Genomic DNA, 20,258 nt, shown 5'->3' on the forward strand with positions numbered 1-20,258 from the left:
GTTGCGGCTGCCTGCCGCTCCCCTCAGGCCTTGGTCAGCCTTTCGCGATATTTGTCAAGGATGACGGCGAGGATGATGACGAAGCCGGTGATCATCTGACGCATGAAGTCGCTGAGGCCAAGCAGGATAAGACCATTGGCCAGCACGCCGATGATGCAGGCGCCAAGCAACGTGCCGATGATCGAGCCGCGGCCGCCGTTCAGGCTGGTACCGCCGATGATGACGGCAGCGATGGCGTTCAGCTCGAAGCCGATACCAATGATCGGGCTCGCGATGTTGAGGCGCGCCATATAGATGATGGCCCCGATGCCTACCGCCGCACCACAGATGGTGAAGGCCGCCACCTTGTAGAAGAAGACGTTGTGGCCGGCGAGCCGGGTCGCTTCTTCATTGTTGCCGATGCCATAAAGAACGCGCCCGAACACGGTGCGGGTCAATACGAACCAACCGACCGCTACAAGCAGCAGCGCGATCAGGAACAACACCGGCACGCCATAGATCGTCTGCGATCCGAAGGCGTTGAAGGCGGCCGGGAAGGAATAGATGGTCGAGGCGCCTGTGACCTGCAGGGCAGCGCCGCGCGCAACGTTCAGGGTTCCCAGTGTGACGATGAAGGAGGGGATTCCCCACCATGCACTCACCAGGCCGTTCAGCAGACCGAACAGGATACCGGCTGCAACGGCGCTCGCCGTTGCCAGCATGACGGCAACCGAAGGATCGAGGCCCGGCAGTGTCATCACCGTGCCGGCGACAACGGCGGCGAAGGCCAGAACCGAGCCCACGGACAGGTCGATGCCACCGATCAGGATGACAAAGGTCATGCCGATCGAGAGCACGAGGTTGATCGTCACCTGAGTCAGGATATTGGTCACATTCGATGATGTCAGAAAGTGCTGCGTGCTCAGCGAGAAGACGATGATCAGCACGATCAGCGCAATGCCGATCCCTGCCTCTCGCAGCACGGTCTTGGCGGTGGTGCCGAGCGAGCCGGTTGAGGCGCTGTTGAATTCAGTGGCGTCCATGATTGTTCTCGTCCTTGTAGGCGAGGGAAAGGATCCGCTCTTCGGAGAAGTCCTCGCGCGCGACCTCACCGGCGATGCGATGTTTGGACATCACCAGGATGCGATCGCAGAGCGTGATCAGTTCAGGCAGTTCGGAAGATACGACAAGCAAGGCCAGCCCCTTGTCGGCGAGACCGCGCAACAGCGCGTAAATCTCTGCTTTGGCGCCGACATCGACACCGCGCGTCGGCTCGTCCAGCAGCAGGATCTTGGGATCGTTGGCCAGCCATTTGGCCAGAACCACCTTCTGCTGGTTGCCGCCCGACAGTGTCGAGGCCGGATCGGCAGTCTTCCCGTATTTCAGCTTGATCTCCTTGCCGAGCTTTTCTGTCAGTTGCGTCTCCGCACCCGCATCGAGCAGGCCTGCGCGCGAGATCTTGCGCAGATTGGCCAGGCTGACATTGGCGGCGATGGACATGGCGAGGATCAGACCCTCTTCCTTCCGGTCTTCCGTCAGGAATCCGATGCCGTCGCGGATCGCAGCCTTGGGACTGGTATAGCTGCGCGGCTGACCGTCGCGCTCGAGTGTCCCGGACAGGGGCAGGTCAGCGGCGAAGATCGACCGCAGCAACTCGGTACGGCCGGCGCCGACCAGGCCGGCGATGCCGAGGATTTCGCCATAGCGCAAATCGAGGGAAACGCCGTCGGCATGCGGCGACGCCGGATGACGAAAGTTCTTCAGCGCCAACGCGATGCGGCTGCTGGCATCCAGCTTGCGTATCTCGGCCATCTGCGCGGCAAGTTGGCGCCCGACCATTGACGCAACCAGTTTCTCCTGCGTCGTGTCGGCAATGTCCGCGGTCATCACGGATTCGCCGTTGCGCAGCACCGTGACACGATCGCAATTGGCAAAAACCTCGTTGAGGTGGTGCGACACGAAAACAATGGCGACGCCCTTGGCGCGCAGGCCATCGATGATGGCGAAGAGGCGTTCGGTCTCGCGCGCTGTCAATGTCGCGGTCGGCTCGTCGAGGATCAGGATGCGGCTTTCCCCCATCAACGCACGGGCGATCTCGACCAGTTGGCGATGTGCAACGCCGAGCGTTTCGACGGGGCGTCGGACGTCGATGTCGTCCAGGCCGATGCGCGTCAGAGCCTGGCGGGCTTTTTCGTAGACGGCCTTGTAGTCGACGACACCGAAACGTTTGCGCGGAATGTCCTCGAAACAGATGTTTTCGGCCACTGACAGATAGGGCAGCAGATTGAATTCCTGGTGCACGACCTGAATGCCATGCGCCTTGGCATCGGCCGGAGAATGAGGTTCATAAGATTCCCCGTCCAGGACGATGTTGCCGCCATCTCGCTTGACGATGCCGCACAGGATCTTGATGAGCGTCGATTTGCCGGCGCCGTTCTCACCGACCAGCGCGTGTACTTCGCCAGCCCGTAGCGAGAAGGAGACGCCGTTCAACGCGACGACGCCGCCAAAGCGTTTGCGAACATCCGCCAATTCGAGCACCGGACGCGCCTCAGCCGTCGCTGTCCGAACGGCAGCACTTTGCATTGGATTTGCCATGGGTTCCGCCTTCTGCTGCCACGCCCGGTGAAAGGCGCGGCAGCAGGTCGAGGAGGTTACTTCACGTCGTCCGAAGTGACGAGCTTGATGTCGGTCTTGACCCAGCCCTTGAGCGGCGCGCCGCCTTTCAGGACGCCAAGTGCCTTGTCGATGGCGTCGGCCGCCATCTGCTGGCCGAACTGATCGACCGTCGCCAGCATCTTCTTTTCCTTGAGCAGCGGCTGCACCGCCGGGATGTTGTCGAAGCCGACAACTTCGATCTGCCCGCTCTTGCCGGCGGCCTCGATTGCCTTGACGACGCCGACGGCCATGGAGTCGTTAGCGGCCATCACACCCTTGATGTCGGGGTTGGCGGTGAACATGTTGGCGAAGACGGAGTTCGCTTCCTCGGTTTCCCAGTGGGCAGTGCGGGAATCGATCAGGTCCAGCTTGCCTTCCTTGACGGCATCCTCGAAACCGAGCTTGCGCTGGGTGGCGTTGTCGGCACCGGGATTGCCCTCGATTATGACCACCTTGGCGCCTTCGCCAAGTTTCTTGGCGAGAGCATCGCCAGCCATCTTGGCACCGGCGCGGTTGTCGGGGCCGACGAAAGCAAGTTCGACACCGGCTTCCTGCTTGGCCTTCTCGTCCAGTGCAACGTCGAAGTTCACGACGGTGATGCCGGCTTCCATCGCGCGCTTGAGCGGCGGCACCAGCGCCCGGGAATCCGCCGGCGCCACGACGATTGCATCCACTTTTTCGGTGATGAAGCTTTCGACGGCGTTGATCTGGGTCTCGATGTCGGTTTCGGATTGCATGCCGACAGCCTTCAGCGTGTAGTCGCCGCGCTTGGCTTCATGCGTCTTGGCGCCTTCCAGCATGTTTTTGAAGAATTCGTTGGCGAGAGACTTCATGACCAGGCCGACAACGGGCTTGTCGGCGGCGAAGCTGACGGCAGGCACGGTCAGCGAGGCCGCCAGGATGCCGGCGGCGATAATTTTTCCGAACTTCATTCTATCCTCCACGATTGCCATCGCGTCCTTTCCTCCCGGTCGCGATGAAACGTTTCATCGCAAACTTCCGGCAGAGTTGTCAAGGATGCCCAGCTTGGAGCCGGGGCGATCAATCCGCCATCGTTGACCGCGAGGGATATTTGAAAGTCGGGAAGTACATATTTTCGATAAAAGGAAACCGCCGACAAGCCCGCGGTTTTCACTGCTTTTGGAGCCTCCAAGCGTACCATGCGGAAGGGGCGGTTATTTTCATGATGGAGGTCGTGGAATACGTATTCATTGCCCGCCTTATCTCATTGCACGAAGGGCGGGTTGTCCGACGGCGATCTTGCCTGACCGGCGCGTCGCTCGCTGGTAAGGTTAACAATTGGTTTCCGAGCAGGAACGCCGGAAACGTGATCTATGGAATGAGTGGTAAGAGACGCAATCGGGAAAGTGGTCTTGGGGTGTGCAGGTGGCATCGTATTTGGAGGCGATCTCGGATATTGAGCCGCGTATGTTGGAGCCACTGGCAAAAGACATTGTCGTCGACGCGCAGAGCGGCCGCATAGAAGGCGCGAACCTGCATGAGATCGTGGCCTTGCGGACGTTGCGGCTGGCCATGCGAATTCTTTTGCCGTTACGCCAGTTCGGCTTTTCCTATGTGGCGCGTACCGTCCGCGCCTTGCTGCCAAGCAAGCGGCCGATGGTCTTTACGCTGACGCCCGACGCATCGATGCGCGTTCCTTACTGCGACCCCTACTGGTCGATCCTGCTATTGCCTGGGTATTCGTATGAGCGCTCGATGCTGACCCTGCTCGACGCAGTGCGTGACGTCGATTACGGCTTCATCGACGGCGGTGCGAACTATGGCTACTGGTCAATCCTGGCGAGTGGGGCTCAGCCGGCGGTGGCGGTCGAGGCGGCGGCCGACACATTCAAGGTTCTGGAAGACAATTGCGTTCTCAATGGCGGTCGATTTGTTGCGCTGAATCGGGCGATCGGCGCGGTAAGCGGCGAACGTGTACGCATTTTCGGCGCCAAGCATGAGGCGCGTACCGCCGTCGACCCTGCCGATGGCTCAGAGCCCATACTTGAATGCGACACGGTCAGTGTCGATGATCTGGCGACACTGCCGCTGTTTGCGGGGCGCGACAAATTCATCGTCAAACTCGATGTCGAGGGCGTGGAAATAGCCGCATTCTCCGGCGCCAGGGGATTGCTCGCCGGCGATGCCGTGTTCGTCTACGAGGATCATGGTTCCGATCTCGACCACGCCACGACACATCATGTGCTTGATGTGTTGAAACTGCGTGCTTTCTGGCTAGGGCATGGCCGGCGCCGCGAAATTACGGCACCGGAACAATTGGCGGATATCAAGAAATCGCGTCGTTTCGGCTACGATATAGTTGCCACGCGCAGTCCGTTCTGGATCGAACGCCTGGAGAAGCTGATCCAGGCTTAAGCAGATTGCTGCGGGCACATGACCTACTCGAGGCCCTTGGCCCGATTCCAGGCTTTCGACCACATCTTCAGGGCTTTCTGGTCGAGCGCTTCGGAAGGTGGAAGCGTTTCGGTGAGTCCTGTGTCGGAGATGCGGGCGTCGATACCAACGGCCACTCCGTTCCGACCCTCAAATCAGCGTCCTAATTCCCGCAGCCATTTCTCGAAAGTGGGCGTTGGCGATTGATCGCCGTGAACGGTGGCAGGTAGCTGGCCGGCAGCCGTCTTTCGAACTTCGCTCGGGCTCAGTCCGAATTCGTGGATAAACGCGCGCGTGAAATTTGCGGCGACGTCGAACCCAGCTTCCTCGGCAATATCCAAGATGCGTTGGTTGTTGACCGGATCGCTGAGTGCTGCATAGGCATCCTGAAGGCGTTTCTTGCGGATGTAGTTGAGAACGCCGCCGCTTGCCTCGAACAGCTGGTAAAGACGGGTGCGGGAAATACCCATTGCGCGCGAAATGCTGTCGGGGTTGAGGTTTTGGGCGCGGAGATTGCTGTGGATGTAGTGGTGTACCCGCTCCATCGTGCTCAGCGTCAACGGATTGACGTCGCTTTGGCGACTGCCTGCTGCCTCTGCCAGGCAGGTGACAAGCATATCCCGTATCGTGAATACGATCTTGGCAAGGTCGTTGGCTACCAGCGTTGGCAGTCTTGCTTCAACGCTGCTGATATAGTCGATCAGAAGGGTCGCATAATTACCCGAGAAGACCGAATTGTTGGCTGCAACCAGCATGCCGGCGTGACCAGCGAAGAGATCGTATGGCATGTAAAGCAAAGTGACGTCGCTTTCGGTGGCCCGTCCTCGGTAGGGATGGCCCAGCGACCGAAAGGTTACCGTGTCGCGACGGCTTTCCACGACATGACCATCCACCTCAGTCCATGCGTGCCCCTTGTGCGGAATGCCGATATACCAGTGGTCTATCGAACTCGAACGCAATTTTTCAGCGGATCGCGTATAACGATAGGCATCCGTCTGCTGTCGCACGAGCAGCATCTTGCCGAGGTTCCAAGCCGTATGTTCGGCGGAAAAACCGTCCTGTAATGCCACCCCATCGGGAAGGCTGACCTCGACGATGGGTTCCAGGTGCGAGCGCCAGACAGCGAATTGCTCGGCGGGCTCAAGCGGCGCTGTTGAGAAATATAACGGCGTAAGCGCTGGCGGAGTAAAGGCAACCGCATCTTGTCCCGGATCGGGTTCGCGCGGCCAACGACGCCGCTCCACGCCAGGCGCCCATGCGGAGTTGGGCGAAGCGTTCGATCCGTTAGGCTGGTCTGAACGATCCCTCATTCAGTTCCTCCAACCCTGATCACCTTGCCGGATAAACGTTGCAACCATTCAAAAAGTTGCAGAGCAAAAGTCCATCCCGCGCGCGCTCGTTCGATTTTTCGCGGCGGTTTGTGCTGGCGTAGTCAACCGAGGCGAGCCGTATTTCGGTCGCGCGCCGCCGCTTATTTCGATCAAGAGAAATGTACACCAGGATAATTTCTCGGATTCAAAGATAACGACACTCTTCCGAACATATGCTCTAAATATTTAATGACATATTACTGAAATGCGATGTCAAACTTTCAAATTGTCAAGGGGTATATGAAATATTACTTGGCGAAAGTTTCGGGCTAAAAATATAGATACATGTAATTATGAGTTCGAGTAAAGCGTATGGGGGCGTTCGTGAGTAGAGTGGTCGATAAGTTATTTCGTTCCGAGCCGGTAAATTCTAAGCCGGCTTGGAACGATATTTCCGCGTCAGCGCGCCCTCAATCTCAAAAGACAATTCTCGTTGCCGGTGGTGCAGGGTTTCTGGGCTCGCATCTGTGCGAACGCCTGATCCGCAAAGGACACCGCGTCGTTTGTGCCGACAATTTCTCCACCGGCACGCTGGAAAACGTCCGGCACCTGAGATCGTCGGAGGCCTTCACGCTCCTCCGTCATGATGTTGTACACAGGATCGATGCGAAGGTGGACCAGATCTACAATCTTGCTTGCCCGGCCTCGCCGCCGCATTACCAGGCCGATCCGATCCACACCACCAAAACCAGTGTGCTTGGTGCTCTGAACCTGTTGGAGCTGGCTTCCCGCTACGGTGCCCGCATTTTTCAGGCCTCGACTTCGGAAGTCTACGGAGATCCGAATGTCCATCCTCAGGTCGAGAGCTATTGGGGAAACGTCAATCCTTTCGGCCCGCGCTCTTGCTATGATGAGGGCAAGCGCTGCGCCGAGACATTGTTTCACGACTTCAACAGCATCCACGGCGTCGAAATCAAAATCGTCCGCATCTTCAACACTTACGGACCGCGTATGCGGCCCGACGATGGCCGCGTCATCTCCAATTTCATTGTCCAGGCTCTTAAAGGCGAGGACATCACCATTTATGGTGACGGTTCGCAGACGCGTTCCTTCTGCTTCGTCGACGATCTGGTCGACGGCTTCCTGCGCATGATGGCCTCGCCAGTCTCGCTGACCGGGCCGATCAATCTGGGCAATCCGGTCGAGTTCACGATAGCGGAACTTGCCGACCAGGTGCTTGAGCTGACAGGGTCGCGGTCGCGCATTGTCCATCGTCCGCTGCCGACAGACGATCCGCGCCAGAGGCGTCCGGATATTTCGCGGGCGATGCGTGAACTCGGCTGGCAGCCCAGGGTGGTGCTGGCGGAGGGATTGAAGGCAACCATCACCTATTTCGATGCCGTTCTTGCCGCCAAGGGCCGCAAGCTCACCGAGGTGGCGTGATGGGCGGCCGGCGGATCCTTGTCACGGGCGGTGCCGGCTACATCGGAAGCCATACGGCCAAGTTGCTACGGTCTAGGGGCGTGGAGCCTGTCGTTTATGACAATCTGGCGACTGGGAACCGTTCGTCGGTGCGCTGGGGTCCATTCGTGCACGGCGATGTCCTGGATACCCTTCATCTCACTCGTGTGATGGAGCGCTTTCAGCCTGCAGCCGTCATTCATTTCGCCGCCTCGGCATATGTGGGCGAATCCGTCGAGGATCCCTCCAAATATTATCGCAACAATGTTACTGGAATGCTGTCGTTGCTCGACGCAGCCCGGCAGGCGGGGCTGGAAAAGATGATCTTTTCTTCCAGTTGCGCCACCTATGGCGTGCCCGCCAGCCTTCCGATCGCCGAGACCATGCCGCAGGTCCCGATCAATCCCTACGGCAAAACGAAGCTGATCGCGGAACATATGCTGGCCGACTACGCGGTCGCCTTTGGCCTGCATTATGTGGCGCTGCGATATTTCAACGCCTGCGGGGCTGATCCTGAAGGTGAGCTCGGCGAATGGCACGACCCCGAGACACATCTCATTCCGAGAGCGTTGCTGGCCGCCGCTGGGCGCATTGAGCGGCTTGAGGTGTTCGGCGACGATTACGACACCGCCGACGGGACCTGCGTGCGCGACTACATCCATGTCAGCGATCTCGCCTGGGCACATGTACTCGCTTACGAACATCTGGCCCGGGGCGGAGGTAATCTCGCCGTCAATCTCGGCACGGGCCGCGGTGCGTCTATCCTGGAAATCCTCGAAACCATCGACCGCGTCACCGGGCACAGTGTCCCGATCGCTATCCAGCCACGTCGTGCCGGCGACCCACCGGCGCTATACGCCGATCCGAGCCTTGCTCGCTCGACACTTGGCTTTTCGCCGCAATATTCGGATCTCGACACCATTGTGCGCACAGCAGCGCCCTTCTTTGGATTGGGGGCACGGCCATGACGACGCGGGCCGTCATAGCCAACCGCCGTGGAAAATCCGCGGGGGAACTCCACGTGGTTCCGGTGCTCACCGGCTATCGCCGTCTCGAATACGGCGCCGGTGTTGCGCTGTGGCTCGCGGCGCTGATCTATTTCTGGATCTGGTGGCTCAGGCCTTCACATCATTTCTCGTGGTCCGGCAGCTTCATTTCGACCTGGGTCCTGGCCTGGGTTACGCTGATACCCGCCTACTTCCTGATCATGTTTGCCGGCGCGGTGAAGCCGGCGGGCCGGTTGCGCCTGCCGCCTCGAAGCAGGGTGGCGATGGTGGTGACAAAGGCGCCGTCGGAGCCTTTCGCCGTGATCGCCGAAACGCTGCATGCAATGCTGGCGCAAACGGTTCCACACGACACCTGGCTTGCCGATGAGGATCCGCAGCCGGAAACCGTCGACTGGTGCCGCCGCCACGGGGTTTTCATTTCAACGCGGCGCGGGCGATCCGATTATCATCGTGCCAGCTGGCCGCGCCGTACGCGCTGCAAGGAGGGCAATCTCGCGTTCTTCTACGATTATTACGGTTATGATTGCTACGATTTCGTCTCGCAGCTCGATGCGGACCATGTGCCGAGCCCCGACTATCTCTGGCATATGTTGCGGCCCTTCGCTGATCCGTCTGTCGGCTACGTCTCGGCTCCGAGCATCTGCGACCGCAATGCGGCGCAGAGCTGGGCGGCGCGCGGCCGTCTCTATGCGGAAGCCAATTTCCATGGATCGCTGCAAGCAGGCTACAGCGGCGGGTTTGCACCGGTGTGCATCGGATCACACTATGCCGTGCGCACCGCTGCGTTGAAGCAGATCGGCGGGCTTGGGCCGGAACTGGCCGAGGATCATTCAACGACATTGATAATGAACGCCCATGGCTGGCGTGGCGTCCATGCGCTTGACGCGATCGCGCATGGCGACGGACCTGCCACCTTTGCCGATCTCGCGACCCAGGAATTCCAGTGGTCACGCAGTGTGGTGATGATCCTGCTGCAGTACACGCCGAAGTACATCGGACGTTTGCCTGCCCGCCTCAAGTTCCAGTTCCTGTTTTCGCAGCTCTGGTACCCGCTGTTCTCCGTCACAGGCGCGATGCTGTTCGCTATGCCGATCATCGCGCTGTTGAGCGACGAGAATTTCGTGATGATTACCTACCCCGACTTCCTCGCTCATTTCTGGCCCCTTTCTGCGGTGCTCATTGTCTTTGCGTTCCGCTGGCGTGGGACAGGCACTTATCGGCCCGTGAATGGCAAGATCCTGGGGTGGGAGAACGTGTTCTACGTTCTGGCGCGCTGGCCGTGGGCGCTGATCGGCAGCGCCACGGCGCTGCGGGACTGGCTGACCGGCACCTTCGTCGATTTCCGTGTCACGCCGAAGGGCATGTCCGAAGTGGATCCGGTGCCGTTCCGCGCTTACGCACCCTACGTGCTTATTGCGCTGGGATCAGCGTTGCCGGCTCTGCTTGTGACAGATGCCGACGCGAGCCGAGGTTTCTACCTGTTCGCGATCATCAACAGCCTTTTCTACACGACCCTCACCCTGATCATTCTGGTCAGGCACGGTCGCGAAAACCGTGTCAAGGCCGCCAGCCGTTTCTATCGTCCAGCCGTTGCTGCCGGCGTCCTGTCGATGGTCGCATTGCCGGCCTTTGCGGCCGTTCTGCACGGCCGGGAGAGCATTGAAGTGCTCGCGTGGGGGGCCAAGCACCTGCAACTGTTCGAAGAGCGTTACTCAGCCGCCGGCGCCGGCGTCGGCCGCACCGAGCTGCGCAAGACAACCTTCCGGCCGCATTGGCGCTGGGCGACCGAGGGAGAGACGGAATGAGCGCCGAGCGCGTAACTGGGGGCGCCGCAAGGCGTTGGGTACCATGAAGATCGCAGTCATAGGAACGGGATATGTCGGCCTCGTCAGCGGGACATGTTTCGCCGAATGGGGCCACGAGGTCGTCTGCGTCGACAAGAACTCGGACAAGATTGCCGGCCTCAAAAAGGGGCGACTGCCGATCTACGAGCCGGATCTCGACAAGATGGTGGCGCGCAACCACGCGGCGGGGCGGCTTTCCTTCACCTGTGATTTGGTTGCGGCGGTAACCAATGCGCAGGTGGTGTTCATCGCCGTTGGCACGCCATCTCGCCCGGGGCAGGGCGATGCCGATCTTTCCTTCGTCTACATGGCGGCGCGTGAGATGGCACCGTTCCTGGCGGAGGGCGCCATCGTGGCGGTCAAATCCACTGTTCCGGTAGGTACCGGTGATGCGGTCGAAAAGATCATCGCCCATATCCGCCCGTACGGATCGTTTTCAGTGGCCTCGAATCCGGAATTCCTGCGCGAAGGCGTGGCTATCGGCGACTTCCTGCAACCGGATCGCGTGGTGATTGGCATCGAGGATGGCAGGGCTCGCGCCGTGATGGCAGCGCTCTACGAGGGTTCGCTCGGCGCTACTCCCCTGGTGTTCACGGACAGGCGCACCTCCGAGCTCATCAAATATGCTTCCAATGCTTTCCTGGCCACCAAGATCACCTTCATCAATGAACTGGCGGATCTCTGCGAGAAGGTGGGCAGCAATGTCGGTGAGCTCGCGCTCGGTATCGGGCTCGATCGCCGCATCGGCACACGTTTTCTCAATGCGGGGCCAGGCTACGGGGGCTCCTGCTTCCCGAAGGATACGCTGGCCCTGCTCAGGACAGCGCAGGACTACGGTGTGGTCTTGCGCATCGTCGAGGAAACCATCGTCGCCAACGAGGCTCGCAAGCGCAAAATGGCGCTCAAAGTCATCGAAGCCGTCGGTGGCGATGTGGACGGGTTAACGGTTGCTGTGCTCGGGCTGACTTTCAAGCCCGACACCGACGATATGCGGGAAGCACCCTCCGTACCGTTGATCGAGACCTTACAGCGCTACGGCGCTGTGGTGCGCGCTTATGACCCCGTCGGAACGGAGAATGCCGCACGTCTGCTGGAGGAGGTGACTTTGCTGGATGATCCTTACGAATGCGTGCGCGATGCTGATGCGGTGGTGGTGATGACTGAATGGGACAGCATCCGCCGCATCGACCTAAGCCGTCTCAGGCGGCTGGTGCGGGCGCCGGTGCTCATCGATTTGCGCAATGCATTCGAACCGGGCGCGGCGTCCGCCGCAGGATTCCATGTATCCGTGATCGGCCACCGATCCGATCACTCGGAAAGGGCGGATTTCATGGCCGAAGAACCGGATTTTGAAAAGACGCGTGCCGGCTTGTCTCGCCTGACGCGTGGAAAGTGAGGCAACGATGGATCGATACACTGCCTGCGCTACGCGCCGCATCAGCGGTGCCCGGGTCCAGCCGGATTGGTTCTTTGCAGCAACCTTTGCTGTCGTGCTCGCCTGTGCTCCCGCCATTGGTGCAGAAACAACGAAGGTGCCTGCGCAAGCGCGGGCCACGAGTGCCGTTGAGCTCTACGATCTCTACAAGGGTAAGACGTGGCAATGGGCCGATGGCGCTGGCCGCTTCCAGGACGATGGACGCATCTTCCGAGCTTGGTCAGGGCGCGACGCCGATGCCAGTTGGGCGGAGGGACGCTGGACCGTGGCCAACAATGGGCAACTGTGTCTGCGGGCCGTCTGGCACGGCTCCACAGGCAGTTTCTCCAAGAAGACCTGCTTCCGCCACAAGATCCATGACGGCACGGTCTATCAGAAGAAGGAACCGTCCGGCGCCTGGTATGTGTTCAAGCACGCCTCGCCGGACCCGGACGACGAGTATGGAAAGCTCGTCGAAGAGGACACGGTAAGCGCCAAGGTGATGACCTATCGACCGATGGCGCAAGCGACACCAACCCCCAAATTCGCACCGCTGCCTACACCAGCGCCGGTCGGTGCCTATTGATATCGGAGAACGACGATGAACAGGAAACTCACAATTACTGCGCTTTCCTGCGCGGGACTGATGCTGACGGAAGTGGTCCTGGCGGCCAACAGACCGCCGCTCGGGATCCCGAATGAAAATTCGGTCACCGCTACGATGCCATCGGACAAACGTCCGGTGATCGCACCGGGTTCGATTGGTTTCGGCGCCTATGATCCTCATGGCGATTTCGGCACGGATGCAAACTCAAAAATCGAGCATCTTTTCTTGCCATGGGAAGATGTGGACCTGCGTACGCTAGCGCTCGCCGACGACTACGCCCGGAAGCGCGGGCGCTCCCTGTTGATCTCGGTCGAGCCATGGTCGTGGTCGCCCAACTGGCGGCTGTCTTCACAACAATTGCTGCGAAGCATCCTGAGTGGCGAACGGGACGTCTACATGGCGGCCGTTTGTGCCGAAGCCGCCAAGCTCAAAAGCAATGTCATCATCCGTTGGGCGCAGGAAATGGACGAGACTGACAACCAGTTCACCTGGGCGCATTGGAATCCGCCGGACTATGGCAAAGCCTATCAGCGTATGGTGACCGTTTGCCGCGAACACAACAAGACCGCCAGATATATGTGGTCGCCAAAGGGCAATGAGGGCCTGGAGGCATTCTATCCCGGCACCGAATATGTCGATTTCGTCGGTCTGTCGGTGTTCGGCTATCAGCCCTATGACAAGGGCGTCGTCGGACATGACACCAGTTTCGTCGAACAGATGCGGGAGAAATATGCCCGCGTCAAAGGCTTCGGCAAGCCGATCATGGTTGCAGAGCTGGGTTATGAAGGCGACGCCGATTATGTCCGCGATTGGGCCCAGACCGTCGCCAAACCCTATCCCGAATTTCCGGAGCTGAAGGCCGTTGTCTATTTCAACGACCGCGAGGTCTATCCGTGGCCCAATGGTTATGGGCTGCCCAACTGGCGTGTCGTGCAGACGCGCGAAGCGTCTAACTGAACACGGTCAAGGGTGGGAGGACACGATGTCCGTAAAAAAGGGATTGGTCATCATTGCGGCGCTGGTTGGTTTGGCGAGTGGAGCGGATGCGGTGTCGGCTGCGCCAAGCGCAGCCACGATCAAAAAAGCCGAGCCCCTCAGCAACGACGATCTCTATCGGCTGTATAGCCAGCGGTCTTGGGTGTGGAAGGACGGAGCCGGTTATTTTGCCATACCCCAGAGACGCTTTTCTGCCTGGTCGGGCAAGGGTAAAGCCGCTTCCTACGGCGTGGGGCGCTGGTTTATCGCCGATACCGGCAAGCTCTGCTTCAAGGCGGACTGGTATGCCACGAACGGTATCTGGCCAGCGCTTACCTGCTTCAGTCATCGCAAGAAGGGCAATGTCATCTTCCAGAAGCGAGAGCCGAAGGGTGACTGGTACGTTTTCGCAAACGCACCGGTCAGGAACGGTGACGAGGTCACCAAGCTGCGCCGCGGTAATTATGTCGCCTCCCGACTGACGAAGGTCGAGGCAAAGTTGAACCGCATGCCCTAAAGGCTTTGCGGGCCGTCTGGGTAACTGCCGGCTCGGGGGCCCTTGCAGTTACCCAGACGTTTTTTGGGGCTCTATCTCAGGCGCGCCGGAAACAGCGCGTGGTCTGTCCAAAGCCGCTTGGCGTGCAGATGTAAGGAGCACGGCCATAGAACGGGATGCTGGCGGATGCCTTGACTACGGTTCTGCCAGCTGTGGCCTTGCGGTTTACCGCTGCAATCTTGCTTTTCGGCTTGATCGTCTTGGCGGGGAAAGCGTGGCTTGTTTCAGTGGTGATCGAAGCGGATTTCACATCGTCGCCAACGATCGAGCTGCAGCCAGCCAAGGCAAGCGCTGCGATTGTGAAGCAAAGCAGGGAGATTTTCCGAAAGTTGCCGCTGGGCGCGAGGGGAGCGTTCTGCAAAACGGGAGCCATCCTGTGTAACCTTGTTGGTGGGGGCATGCACGATTGCAACCAAGAAGATACGCTTGGACACTTAAGATGCCGTGGAACTCGACTGACAAATGCGGGACTTCCGCGCAGCGTATTCTTAACGACTTACGTGGAGCGCTCGGACGGGCGACACCGGTGTTTCGGTTTCTATTTTGCCGTTGTGTCGCCTTCGATCCGTTACTGAATGCGGGCAAGGTCGTTTGATTGCTCGGGCCTCATAGCGTTAATCGCGCTCGTTCGACATAGAAAAATAGTCGAATGAAGAAAAATCTGGAGAGAAAATCAGCATTCCGCTCGCGGATGTTGCTCGTCAGGGCATCGCACCCCGTGCAATTCGATCACGACTGCGTACGACGTTTGAACGGTAAAATCTCAGCGGGCTTGCGCGCGAATTCCCTGGTTGCGATCGCCTCAATCAGAAGGTCTATCGCATGACGTGCCTCTGCGCTCATGCGGTCAGCACCGCGCAAACTGTCATAGGCCTTTTGAAGATGCTGGCGGGCTACAGAGAAGTCGCTGGTCATTTCACTTTCCATTTGCCGCCCGTCAGCAAGATGCCATCCGTGCGTAAACGATAGGCGAAACGACGAGCGGCAATTTTATTCAAAGTTGCGGGAATCGGGCCTGTGTCTGCTGGTGCCGGCTTGCGCCCATCGGAAGCGGTCGCGGCGCAAAAATTATCCGTTTCGACGGACCAAGAAAGAGCATGCTTCCTTTCCCAAAGCTCGATGCCCATGAAGATTGTCGACGATGAACCACGTCCACCTCAACACCCGCGTGGGCCTGCCGTGAGGGCTCCACATGGCTGATCGGCGAACAGGCTTGGCGGACAAAGATAGAAACGGGTATTCCTCGTGACGACCCCAGATAACCCAAAGCCTCAGCTTTTCCTGCTCTCTCCAAATTTCGAGGATGCGGCCTACCCGGGGCAGCGTTTCTTCTGTCGCCATTCCGCCCTGGTCGGAGGCGTCATTGCCTCGTTCCCTGCTCTCGAAGATCTGCTGGATGTCCGCAGGATCGGTTTCAGGCGACCGCGGGCAGAGGTCGTCGCCCTGGTCGGGGAGGCGAACCAGGCGTTGCCAGTCCTTATATTGCCGCCCGGGGAAACGTCCGGACAGGCTTCCGGTGAGGCTGGCCGAAGGCAGTTTGTGGCCGGAGCGGAGCCGATCATCGCTGCTCTGGTAGAACGCGGGTTCATCCCGCCGCCTCATCCTTAGAGGCTGCTTGCAGCCTTTCGTTGAGGCGAGCGAGGTATTCTGAATTTCGCTCCCGGGTTGAAAGGCTTTTCTCAATATGCGGGTAACTTCGCCAAATAGTCTATAAAGTCTATGGAATTAAATGACTAATATTTGGCAAAGCGGTGACTAAAAAGGGGATGAGATGCCCTATGTTTTGAGTGCTTTGGACAAAAGTCCGCTTGCTGGCCAGGACAGCCCGACCGACGCCTTGAAGCGCACCATCGCGATGGCGCAATTGGCGGAACGTCTTGGCTATCATCGCTTCTGGGTGGCAGAACATCACAACGTTTCCGATCTCGCCAGTTCGTCGCCGGAAATCCTCATTTCCCATCTGCTCGCCCACACCAGCCGCATCAGGATTGGTTCGGGCGGCGTCATGCTGCAGCACTACAGCGCTTACAAGGTAGCGGAAAATTTCAACTTGCTCGCTTCTCTGGCGCCTGGCCGCGTCGATCTCGGCGTCGGCAAGGCACCGGGCGGTCTGCCCCTTTCGACCCGTGCCCTGCAGGCGGATCGCGATCCGTCCCGCAAGCCCGACTTCGTGCAACAGATCGCCGAACTGGGTGCTTATCTCGATGGAAAAGGGCCGGTCGAGGGGCTGGCCGCAACGCCCTTGCCGACCGTTGCGCCGCAGCGCTTCCTGCTTGGCGCCAGCGTCGAGAGCGCCGAGTTTGCCGCCGCCCACGGCTGGGAGTTCGTTTTCGCTCGTCATCTAAACGGTGACGATGCCTTGCTTGATGCGGTCGCGACGACCTATCGCAGCATCGCCGGCAAGGCGCCGATCGTCGCTGTGTCAGCGATCGTTTCGGAGTACGCCGGCGAGGCCATAGCGGAAGCGGAAAACACGAAACTGTTCAAAGTGCACGTGCCGGGCGCGCAGAGCGTAACGGTCGGCAGTGCCGAGCAGGCTGAGGAATATGCACGCCAGATCGGCGCCTCGGAATACCGCATCGAGCCGAAACAATCGAGCGTGATCGCAGGCACGCCCGATCAGGTGTGGTCGGAGTTCGATCGCCTGGCCGATCGGTACGGCATTGCTGAATTTATTGTCGAACCCGCCGTCAACGGCTCCTGGCGTCTGGCCACGCTCGAGCTCCTGGCGCGTCGTCGTTCAGCAGTCGCGGCGTAAGGCACATCCGGCGGGCAAGAAGGATTTCGCACCATGAGTGAAAAACACATTCCATTCGGCATCATGCTGCAGGGGCCTGGCGGTCATATGAATGCCTGGAGGCACCCCAGCGTGCCCGCCGACGCCAGCACCAATTTCGATTATTACGTCAAAACAGCCAGGCAAGCCGAGGCGGCCGGTATCGCTTTCGCTTTCGTGGCCGATGGGCTCTACGTCAACGAGCAGTCGATCCCGCATTTTCTCAACCGGTTCGAGCCGATCGTGCTTCTGTCGGCGCTCGCCGTTGCAACCGATCGCATCGGCCTGGTCGGAACGCTTTCCACGTCCTACAGCGATCCATTCACCGTCGCACGGCAATTTGGTTCGATCGACCTGGTTAGCGGCGGCCGTGCCGGCTGGAATGCCGTCACGTCTCCGCTAGAGGGGTCGGCGAGAAACTATGGGCGTGACAAGCATCCTGAACACGCGCTGCGCTATCAGATAGCTGCCGAGCATATCGAGATCGTCAAGGGCCTGTGGGACTCCTGGGACGACGATGCCTTCGTTCGGGATCGCGCGACAGGTCAGTATGTCGATTTTTCCAAGATGCACCGCCTCAATTACAAGGGACGGTTCCATTCGGCTGAAGGGCCACTCAATCTCGGCCGCTCCGCGCAAGGGCAGCCGGTCCTGTTCCAGGCGGGCGCTTCCGAGGACGGCGTGTCGTTGGGTGGTCGTCATGCCGATGCCGTTTTCGCCGGTGCCGATTCCTACGAGGAAAACCAGGCGCTGTCCCGACGCCTCAAGGATGCCGCAGTGGCGCATGGGCGCGGTGTCGACGACATCAAGATATTCCCGGGCATTGCGCCGATCGTCGGGCCTACCGAGGCTGAGGCCGAGCGCAAGTATCAGTTGATCCGCGATCTCGTCAGCGTGCCTGAAGCGCTGCGTTATCTCGGCCGCTTCTTCGATCATCATGATTTTGCGGCCTATCCGCTGGATGAGCCATTCCCCGAACTTGGTGACATCGGCCAGAACAATTTCCGCTCGACCACGGACCGCATCAAACGGACGGCGAAAGAACGGGGGCAGACGCTGCGTGAGGTTGCCCTGGAAGTGGCAACGCCGCGCACGCGCTTTATCGGCACGTACGAAAAGGTGGCGGATGAGATCATCCGCTGGGTTGATGGCGGCGCGGCCGACGGCTTCGTGCTTTCGTTCCAGGTAATCAGCGAAGGGCTGGACGATTTCGCCGGGCATGTCTTGCCGCTGCTCGAAACGCGCGGACGGCATAGCAGCCGGCTCGCGGGTACGACGCTGCGCGATCACCTCGGGCTTCCCTTCAAGCAGAGCCGCTATCAGCATTCCGAAGAGGGTACGAAATCGGTTGCGGAGCGGGCGGCCTGATGACCATTCATCAAACAACTCCGGTCAGAGATGACGTCGCCTCGGTGCTTCTCGGCTATCGCGATGAGTTCGTTGCACTGCGACGCAAGCTGCACAGCGAGCCGGAACTGGGCTTCCGCGAGCTGAAGACCTCTGCGCTGGTTGCCGGGTTGCTGAAAAGCTGGGGTTACGAAGTGACCCGTGGCGTCGGCAAGACCGGCGTCGTCGGTACATTGCGCAACGGCGACAACGGCGCCTCGGTCGGCATACGGGCCGATATGGATGCATTGCCGATCGTGGAGGCAACGGGCCTTGCCTATGCCAGCACCACGCCAGGCATCATGCATGCCTGCGGTCATGACGGTCATACGACCACCTTGCTGGCTGCGGCACGATACCTCGCCGAGACGCGGAAATTTTCCGGAACCTTCCGGGCAATCTTCCAGCCGTCGGAAGAGGGCGGCGCTGGTGCTCGCGCCATGATTGCCGACGGCTTGTTCGACCGGTTTCCCGTCGATGCGATCTTCGGATTGCACAATTGGCCGGGGGTGCCGACCGGGCAGTTTGGTTTCCGTTCCGGTCCCGCGATGGCTTCGGTCGACCTCGTCATCATTCGCGTGATCGGCAAGGGTGGCCACGGCGCAAAACCGGCACAGGCGGTCGATCCAGTCGTTGCGGCGGCTTCGTTGGTTCTGGCGCTGCAGACGGTCGTCTCCCGCAATGTCGATCCGCTCGATACCGCGGTTGTGACTGTCGGCACGATCAATGGTGGCGTTGCCGCCAATGTCATACCCGACAGCGTCGAGTTGAAGCTGACGGTGCGTACCTTCAACGAGGCGGTGCGCGAGCAGATCAAGGCCCGGATCATCGCCCTGGCTGAGGCGCAAGCTGCCAGCTATGGCGCACGCGTCGAGATCAGCTACCCACGGGGCTATTCCACGCTGGTCAATCACGAGCGGGAGACGGCTTTCGCGAGCCAAGTCGCGTCTCGACACTTTGGAGACCGGCGTATCGAGCCGGATTTCCGAGCGATTACAGCCAGCGAAGATTTCGCCTTCATGCTGCAGGAGCGACCGGGCAGCTATCTGTTCGTCGGCAATGGCGACAGCGCAGACCTGCACAGCCCGCGCTACGACTTCAACGACGACATCCTGGTCGATGCCGCCCGCTACTGGGTTCATCTGGTGCAGGACTATCTGGCCGATCGCGACGGCAACAGTTCACACCAGCCGCCTGAAGGAACCGACGCGCCATGACCGACGGCTTTCTTTACACCACGCCGCTCGATCCGCGCGCGCAACCGTTGATCGAGGCGCTTACCTGGGAATATGAAACACGCTACGGCAACTACTGGGGCGAACCGGCGGGCGCCGAAATGACGCGCTATCCTGCGGAGTTGTTTGCCCCACCTCACGGCGCTTTTGTCCTGTTGATGCGTGATGGCATGGCGATCGCCGGTGGTGCCTTCAAGCGCTATGATGAGCGCACTGCCGAGCTCAAACGCGTTTGGACACATATCGATCTGCGTCGACAAGGACTGGCGCGTGTGGTGCTGGCGGAACTAGAGACGCAAGCCGCCCGGCAAGGCTACAGCAGGATCTATCTGACGACCGGCTTTCGCCAGCCCGAAGCCGCGAGCCTCTATCTCAGCACCGGTTACACCGCTCTGTTCGATACCACGGTCGATCCGGAAATCCATGGATCGCTTCCGTTCGAGAAGGACATCAGCGCGCTGGCTGCGATCGCGCCTGAACCAATTCGTAGGACAGGTTGATCAGATCGTTCCATAAGAACTCGATTATTTTGACGTACAAATTGGATGGCAATGTCAATTTATAATGAGAAGTTGAAAAAACATGTCGTGACTGAGTGAGGATTATTCGGAAGATTAAATTCAATACTTGAGAATTACGGATGAAATCCAGACGTC

20 protein-coding genes are annotated in these 20,258 nt (G+C 59.6%); 13 read left to right on the top strand and 7 right to left on the bottom strand.

The annotated features are described in order from the left end of the window. Positions 1-23: 23 nt before the first annotated feature. Genes L4923_RS08305 through L4923_RS08315 form a run of 3 tightly spaced genes read right to left on the bottom strand, consistent with a single transcriptional unit; the run spans position 24 to position 3,569 of the window. On the bottom strand, positions 24-1,022 hold the full coding sequence (locus L4923_RS08305; RefSeq protein WP_239363492.1) for an ABC transporter permease: 999 nt from the start codon (positions 1,020-1,022) through the stop codon (positions 24-26). Next, complete coding sequence (locus L4923_RS08310; RefSeq protein ID WP_239363493.1) at positions 1,009-2,577, bottom strand: sugar ABC transporter ATP-binding protein; 1,569 nt, start codon at positions 2,575-2,577, stop codon at positions 1,009-1,011. The genes L4923_RS08305 and L4923_RS08310 overlap by 14 nt, the downstream gene beginning before the upstream one ends. A 56-nt stretch (positions 2,578-2,633) precedes the next feature. Further along, entirely contained in the window at positions 2,634-3,569 is a 936-nt protein-coding gene (locus tag L4923_RS08315; RefSeq protein WP_239363494.1) for a sugar ABC transporter substrate-binding protein, read from the bottom strand. A gap of 496 nt (positions 3,570-4,065) precedes the next feature. Between L4923_RS08315 and L4923_RS08320 the strand changes: the two genes are divergently transcribed. Beyond that, positions 4,066-5,013, top strand: coding sequence for an FkbM family methyltransferase (locus L4923_RS08320; RefSeq protein ID WP_239363495.1), 948 nt, complete (start codon positions 4,066-4,068; stop codon positions 5,011-5,013). 23 nt (positions 5,014-5,036) lie between these two features. Here the strand turns inward: L4923_RS08320 and L4923_RS30910 are convergent, their stop codons facing one another. Beyond that, positions 5,037-5,168, bottom strand: coding sequence for a hypothetical protein (locus L4923_RS30910; RefSeq protein WP_275448316.1), 132 nt, complete (start codon positions 5,166-5,168; stop codon positions 5,037-5,039). 18 nt (positions 5,169-5,186) lie between these two features. Next, on the bottom strand, positions 5,187-6,341 hold the full coding sequence (locus L4923_RS08325; protein WP_239363496.1) for an AraC family transcriptional regulator: 1,155 nt from the start codon (positions 6,339-6,341) through the stop codon (positions 5,187-5,189). A 372-nt stretch (positions 6,342-6,713) separates the two neighbouring features. Here L4923_RS08325 and L4923_RS08330 point away from each other — a divergent pair, with 372 nt between their 5' ends. Genes L4923_RS08330 through L4923_RS08360 form a run of 7 tightly spaced genes read left to right on the top strand, consistent with a single transcriptional unit; the run spans position 6,714 to position 14,166 of the window. Further along, positions 6,714-7,784, top strand: a complete 1,071-nt coding sequence (locus L4923_RS08330) for a UDP-glucuronic acid decarboxylase family protein (RefSeq protein WP_425530919.1) — start codon at positions 6,714-6,716, stop codon at positions 7,782-7,784. Then, complete coding sequence (gene galE / locus L4923_RS08335; protein WP_239363497.1) at positions 7,784-8,770, top strand: UDP-glucose 4-epimerase GalE; 987 nt, start codon at positions 7,784-7,786, stop codon at positions 8,768-8,770. The genes L4923_RS08330 and galE overlap by 1 nt, the downstream gene beginning before the upstream one ends. After that, positions 8,767-10,614: a glycosyltransferase family 2 protein gene (locus tag L4923_RS08340; protein ID WP_239363499.1), complete on the top strand. Its 1,848-nt coding sequence runs from the start codon at positions 8,767-8,769 to the stop codon at positions 10,612-10,614. The genes galE and L4923_RS08340 overlap by 4 nt, the downstream gene beginning before the upstream one ends. Positions 10,615-10,657: 43 nt before the next feature. Continuing rightward, on the top strand, positions 10,658-12,049 hold the full coding sequence (locus tag L4923_RS08345) for a UDP-glucose dehydrogenase family protein (protein ID WP_239363502.1): 1,392 nt from the start codon (positions 10,658-10,660) through the stop codon (positions 12,047-12,049). Between the two features lie 7 nt (positions 12,050-12,056). Beyond that, on the top strand, positions 12,057-12,653 hold the full coding sequence (locus tag L4923_RS08350) for a DUF995 domain-containing protein (protein WP_239363504.1): 597 nt from the start codon (positions 12,057-12,059) through the stop codon (positions 12,651-12,653). 15 nt (positions 12,654-12,668) lie between these two features. Then, a complete protein-coding gene (locus L4923_RS08355) occupies positions 12,669-13,631 on the top strand; it encodes a glycoside hydrolase family 26 protein (RefSeq protein WP_239363505.1) in 963 nt (320 codons plus the stop codon). Positions 13,632-13,656: 25 nt separating this feature from the next. Next, complete coding sequence (locus L4923_RS08360; RefSeq protein ID WP_239363506.1) at positions 13,657-14,166, top strand: DUF995 domain-containing protein; 510 nt, start codon at positions 13,657-13,659, stop codon at positions 14,164-14,166. Positions 14,167-14,934: 768 nt separating this feature from the next. Here the strand turns inward: L4923_RS08360 and L4923_RS08365 are convergent. Further along, complete coding sequence (locus L4923_RS08365; RefSeq protein WP_239363507.1) at positions 14,935-15,120, bottom strand: hypothetical protein; 186 nt, start codon at positions 15,118-15,120, stop codon at positions 14,935-14,937. Beyond that, complete coding sequence (locus L4923_RS08370; protein WP_239363508.1) at positions 15,117-15,332, bottom strand: hypothetical protein; 216 nt, start codon at positions 15,330-15,332, stop codon at positions 15,117-15,119. The genes L4923_RS08365 and L4923_RS08370 overlap by 4 nt, the downstream gene beginning before the upstream one ends. A gap of 118 nt (positions 15,333-15,450) precedes the next feature. Between L4923_RS08370 and L4923_RS08375 the strand changes: the two genes are divergently transcribed. From L4923_RS08375 to L4923_RS08395, 5 genes are all read left to right on the top strand, one after another. Beyond that, positions 15,451-15,813, top strand: coding sequence for a DUF3088 family protein (locus L4923_RS08375; protein WP_239363509.1), 363 nt, complete (start codon positions 15,451-15,453; stop codon positions 15,811-15,813). A 163-nt stretch (positions 15,814-15,976) separates the two neighbouring features. Next, entirely contained in the window at positions 15,977-16,963 is a 987-nt protein-coding gene (locus L4923_RS08380) for an MsnO8 family LLM class oxidoreductase (protein WP_239363510.1), read from the top strand. Positions 16,964-16,996: 33 nt separating this feature from the next. After that, entirely contained in the window at positions 16,997-18,349 is a 1,353-nt protein-coding gene (locus L4923_RS08385; RefSeq protein ID WP_239363513.1) for an LLM class flavin-dependent oxidoreductase, read from the top strand. Beyond that, positions 18,349-19,584, top strand: coding sequence for a M20 aminoacylase family protein (locus L4923_RS08390; protein WP_239363515.1), 1,236 nt, complete (start codon positions 18,349-18,351; stop codon positions 19,582-19,584). Before L4923_RS08385 ends, L4923_RS08390 begins: the two co-directional genes overlap by 1 nt. Beyond that, entirely contained in the window at positions 19,581-20,102 is a 522-nt protein-coding gene (locus tag L4923_RS08395) for a GNAT family N-acetyltransferase (protein WP_239363517.1), read from the top strand. The genes L4923_RS08390 and L4923_RS08395 overlap by 4 nt, the downstream gene beginning before the upstream one ends. The last annotated feature ends 156 nt before the right edge of the window (positions 20,103-20,258 follow it).

The sequence above is a fragment of the Terribium retamae genome (assembly GCF_022347545.1).
Taxonomy (GTDB): domain Bacteria; phylum Pseudomonadota; class Alphaproteobacteria; order Rhizobiales; family Rhizobiaceae; genus Mesorhizobium; species Mesorhizobium retamae.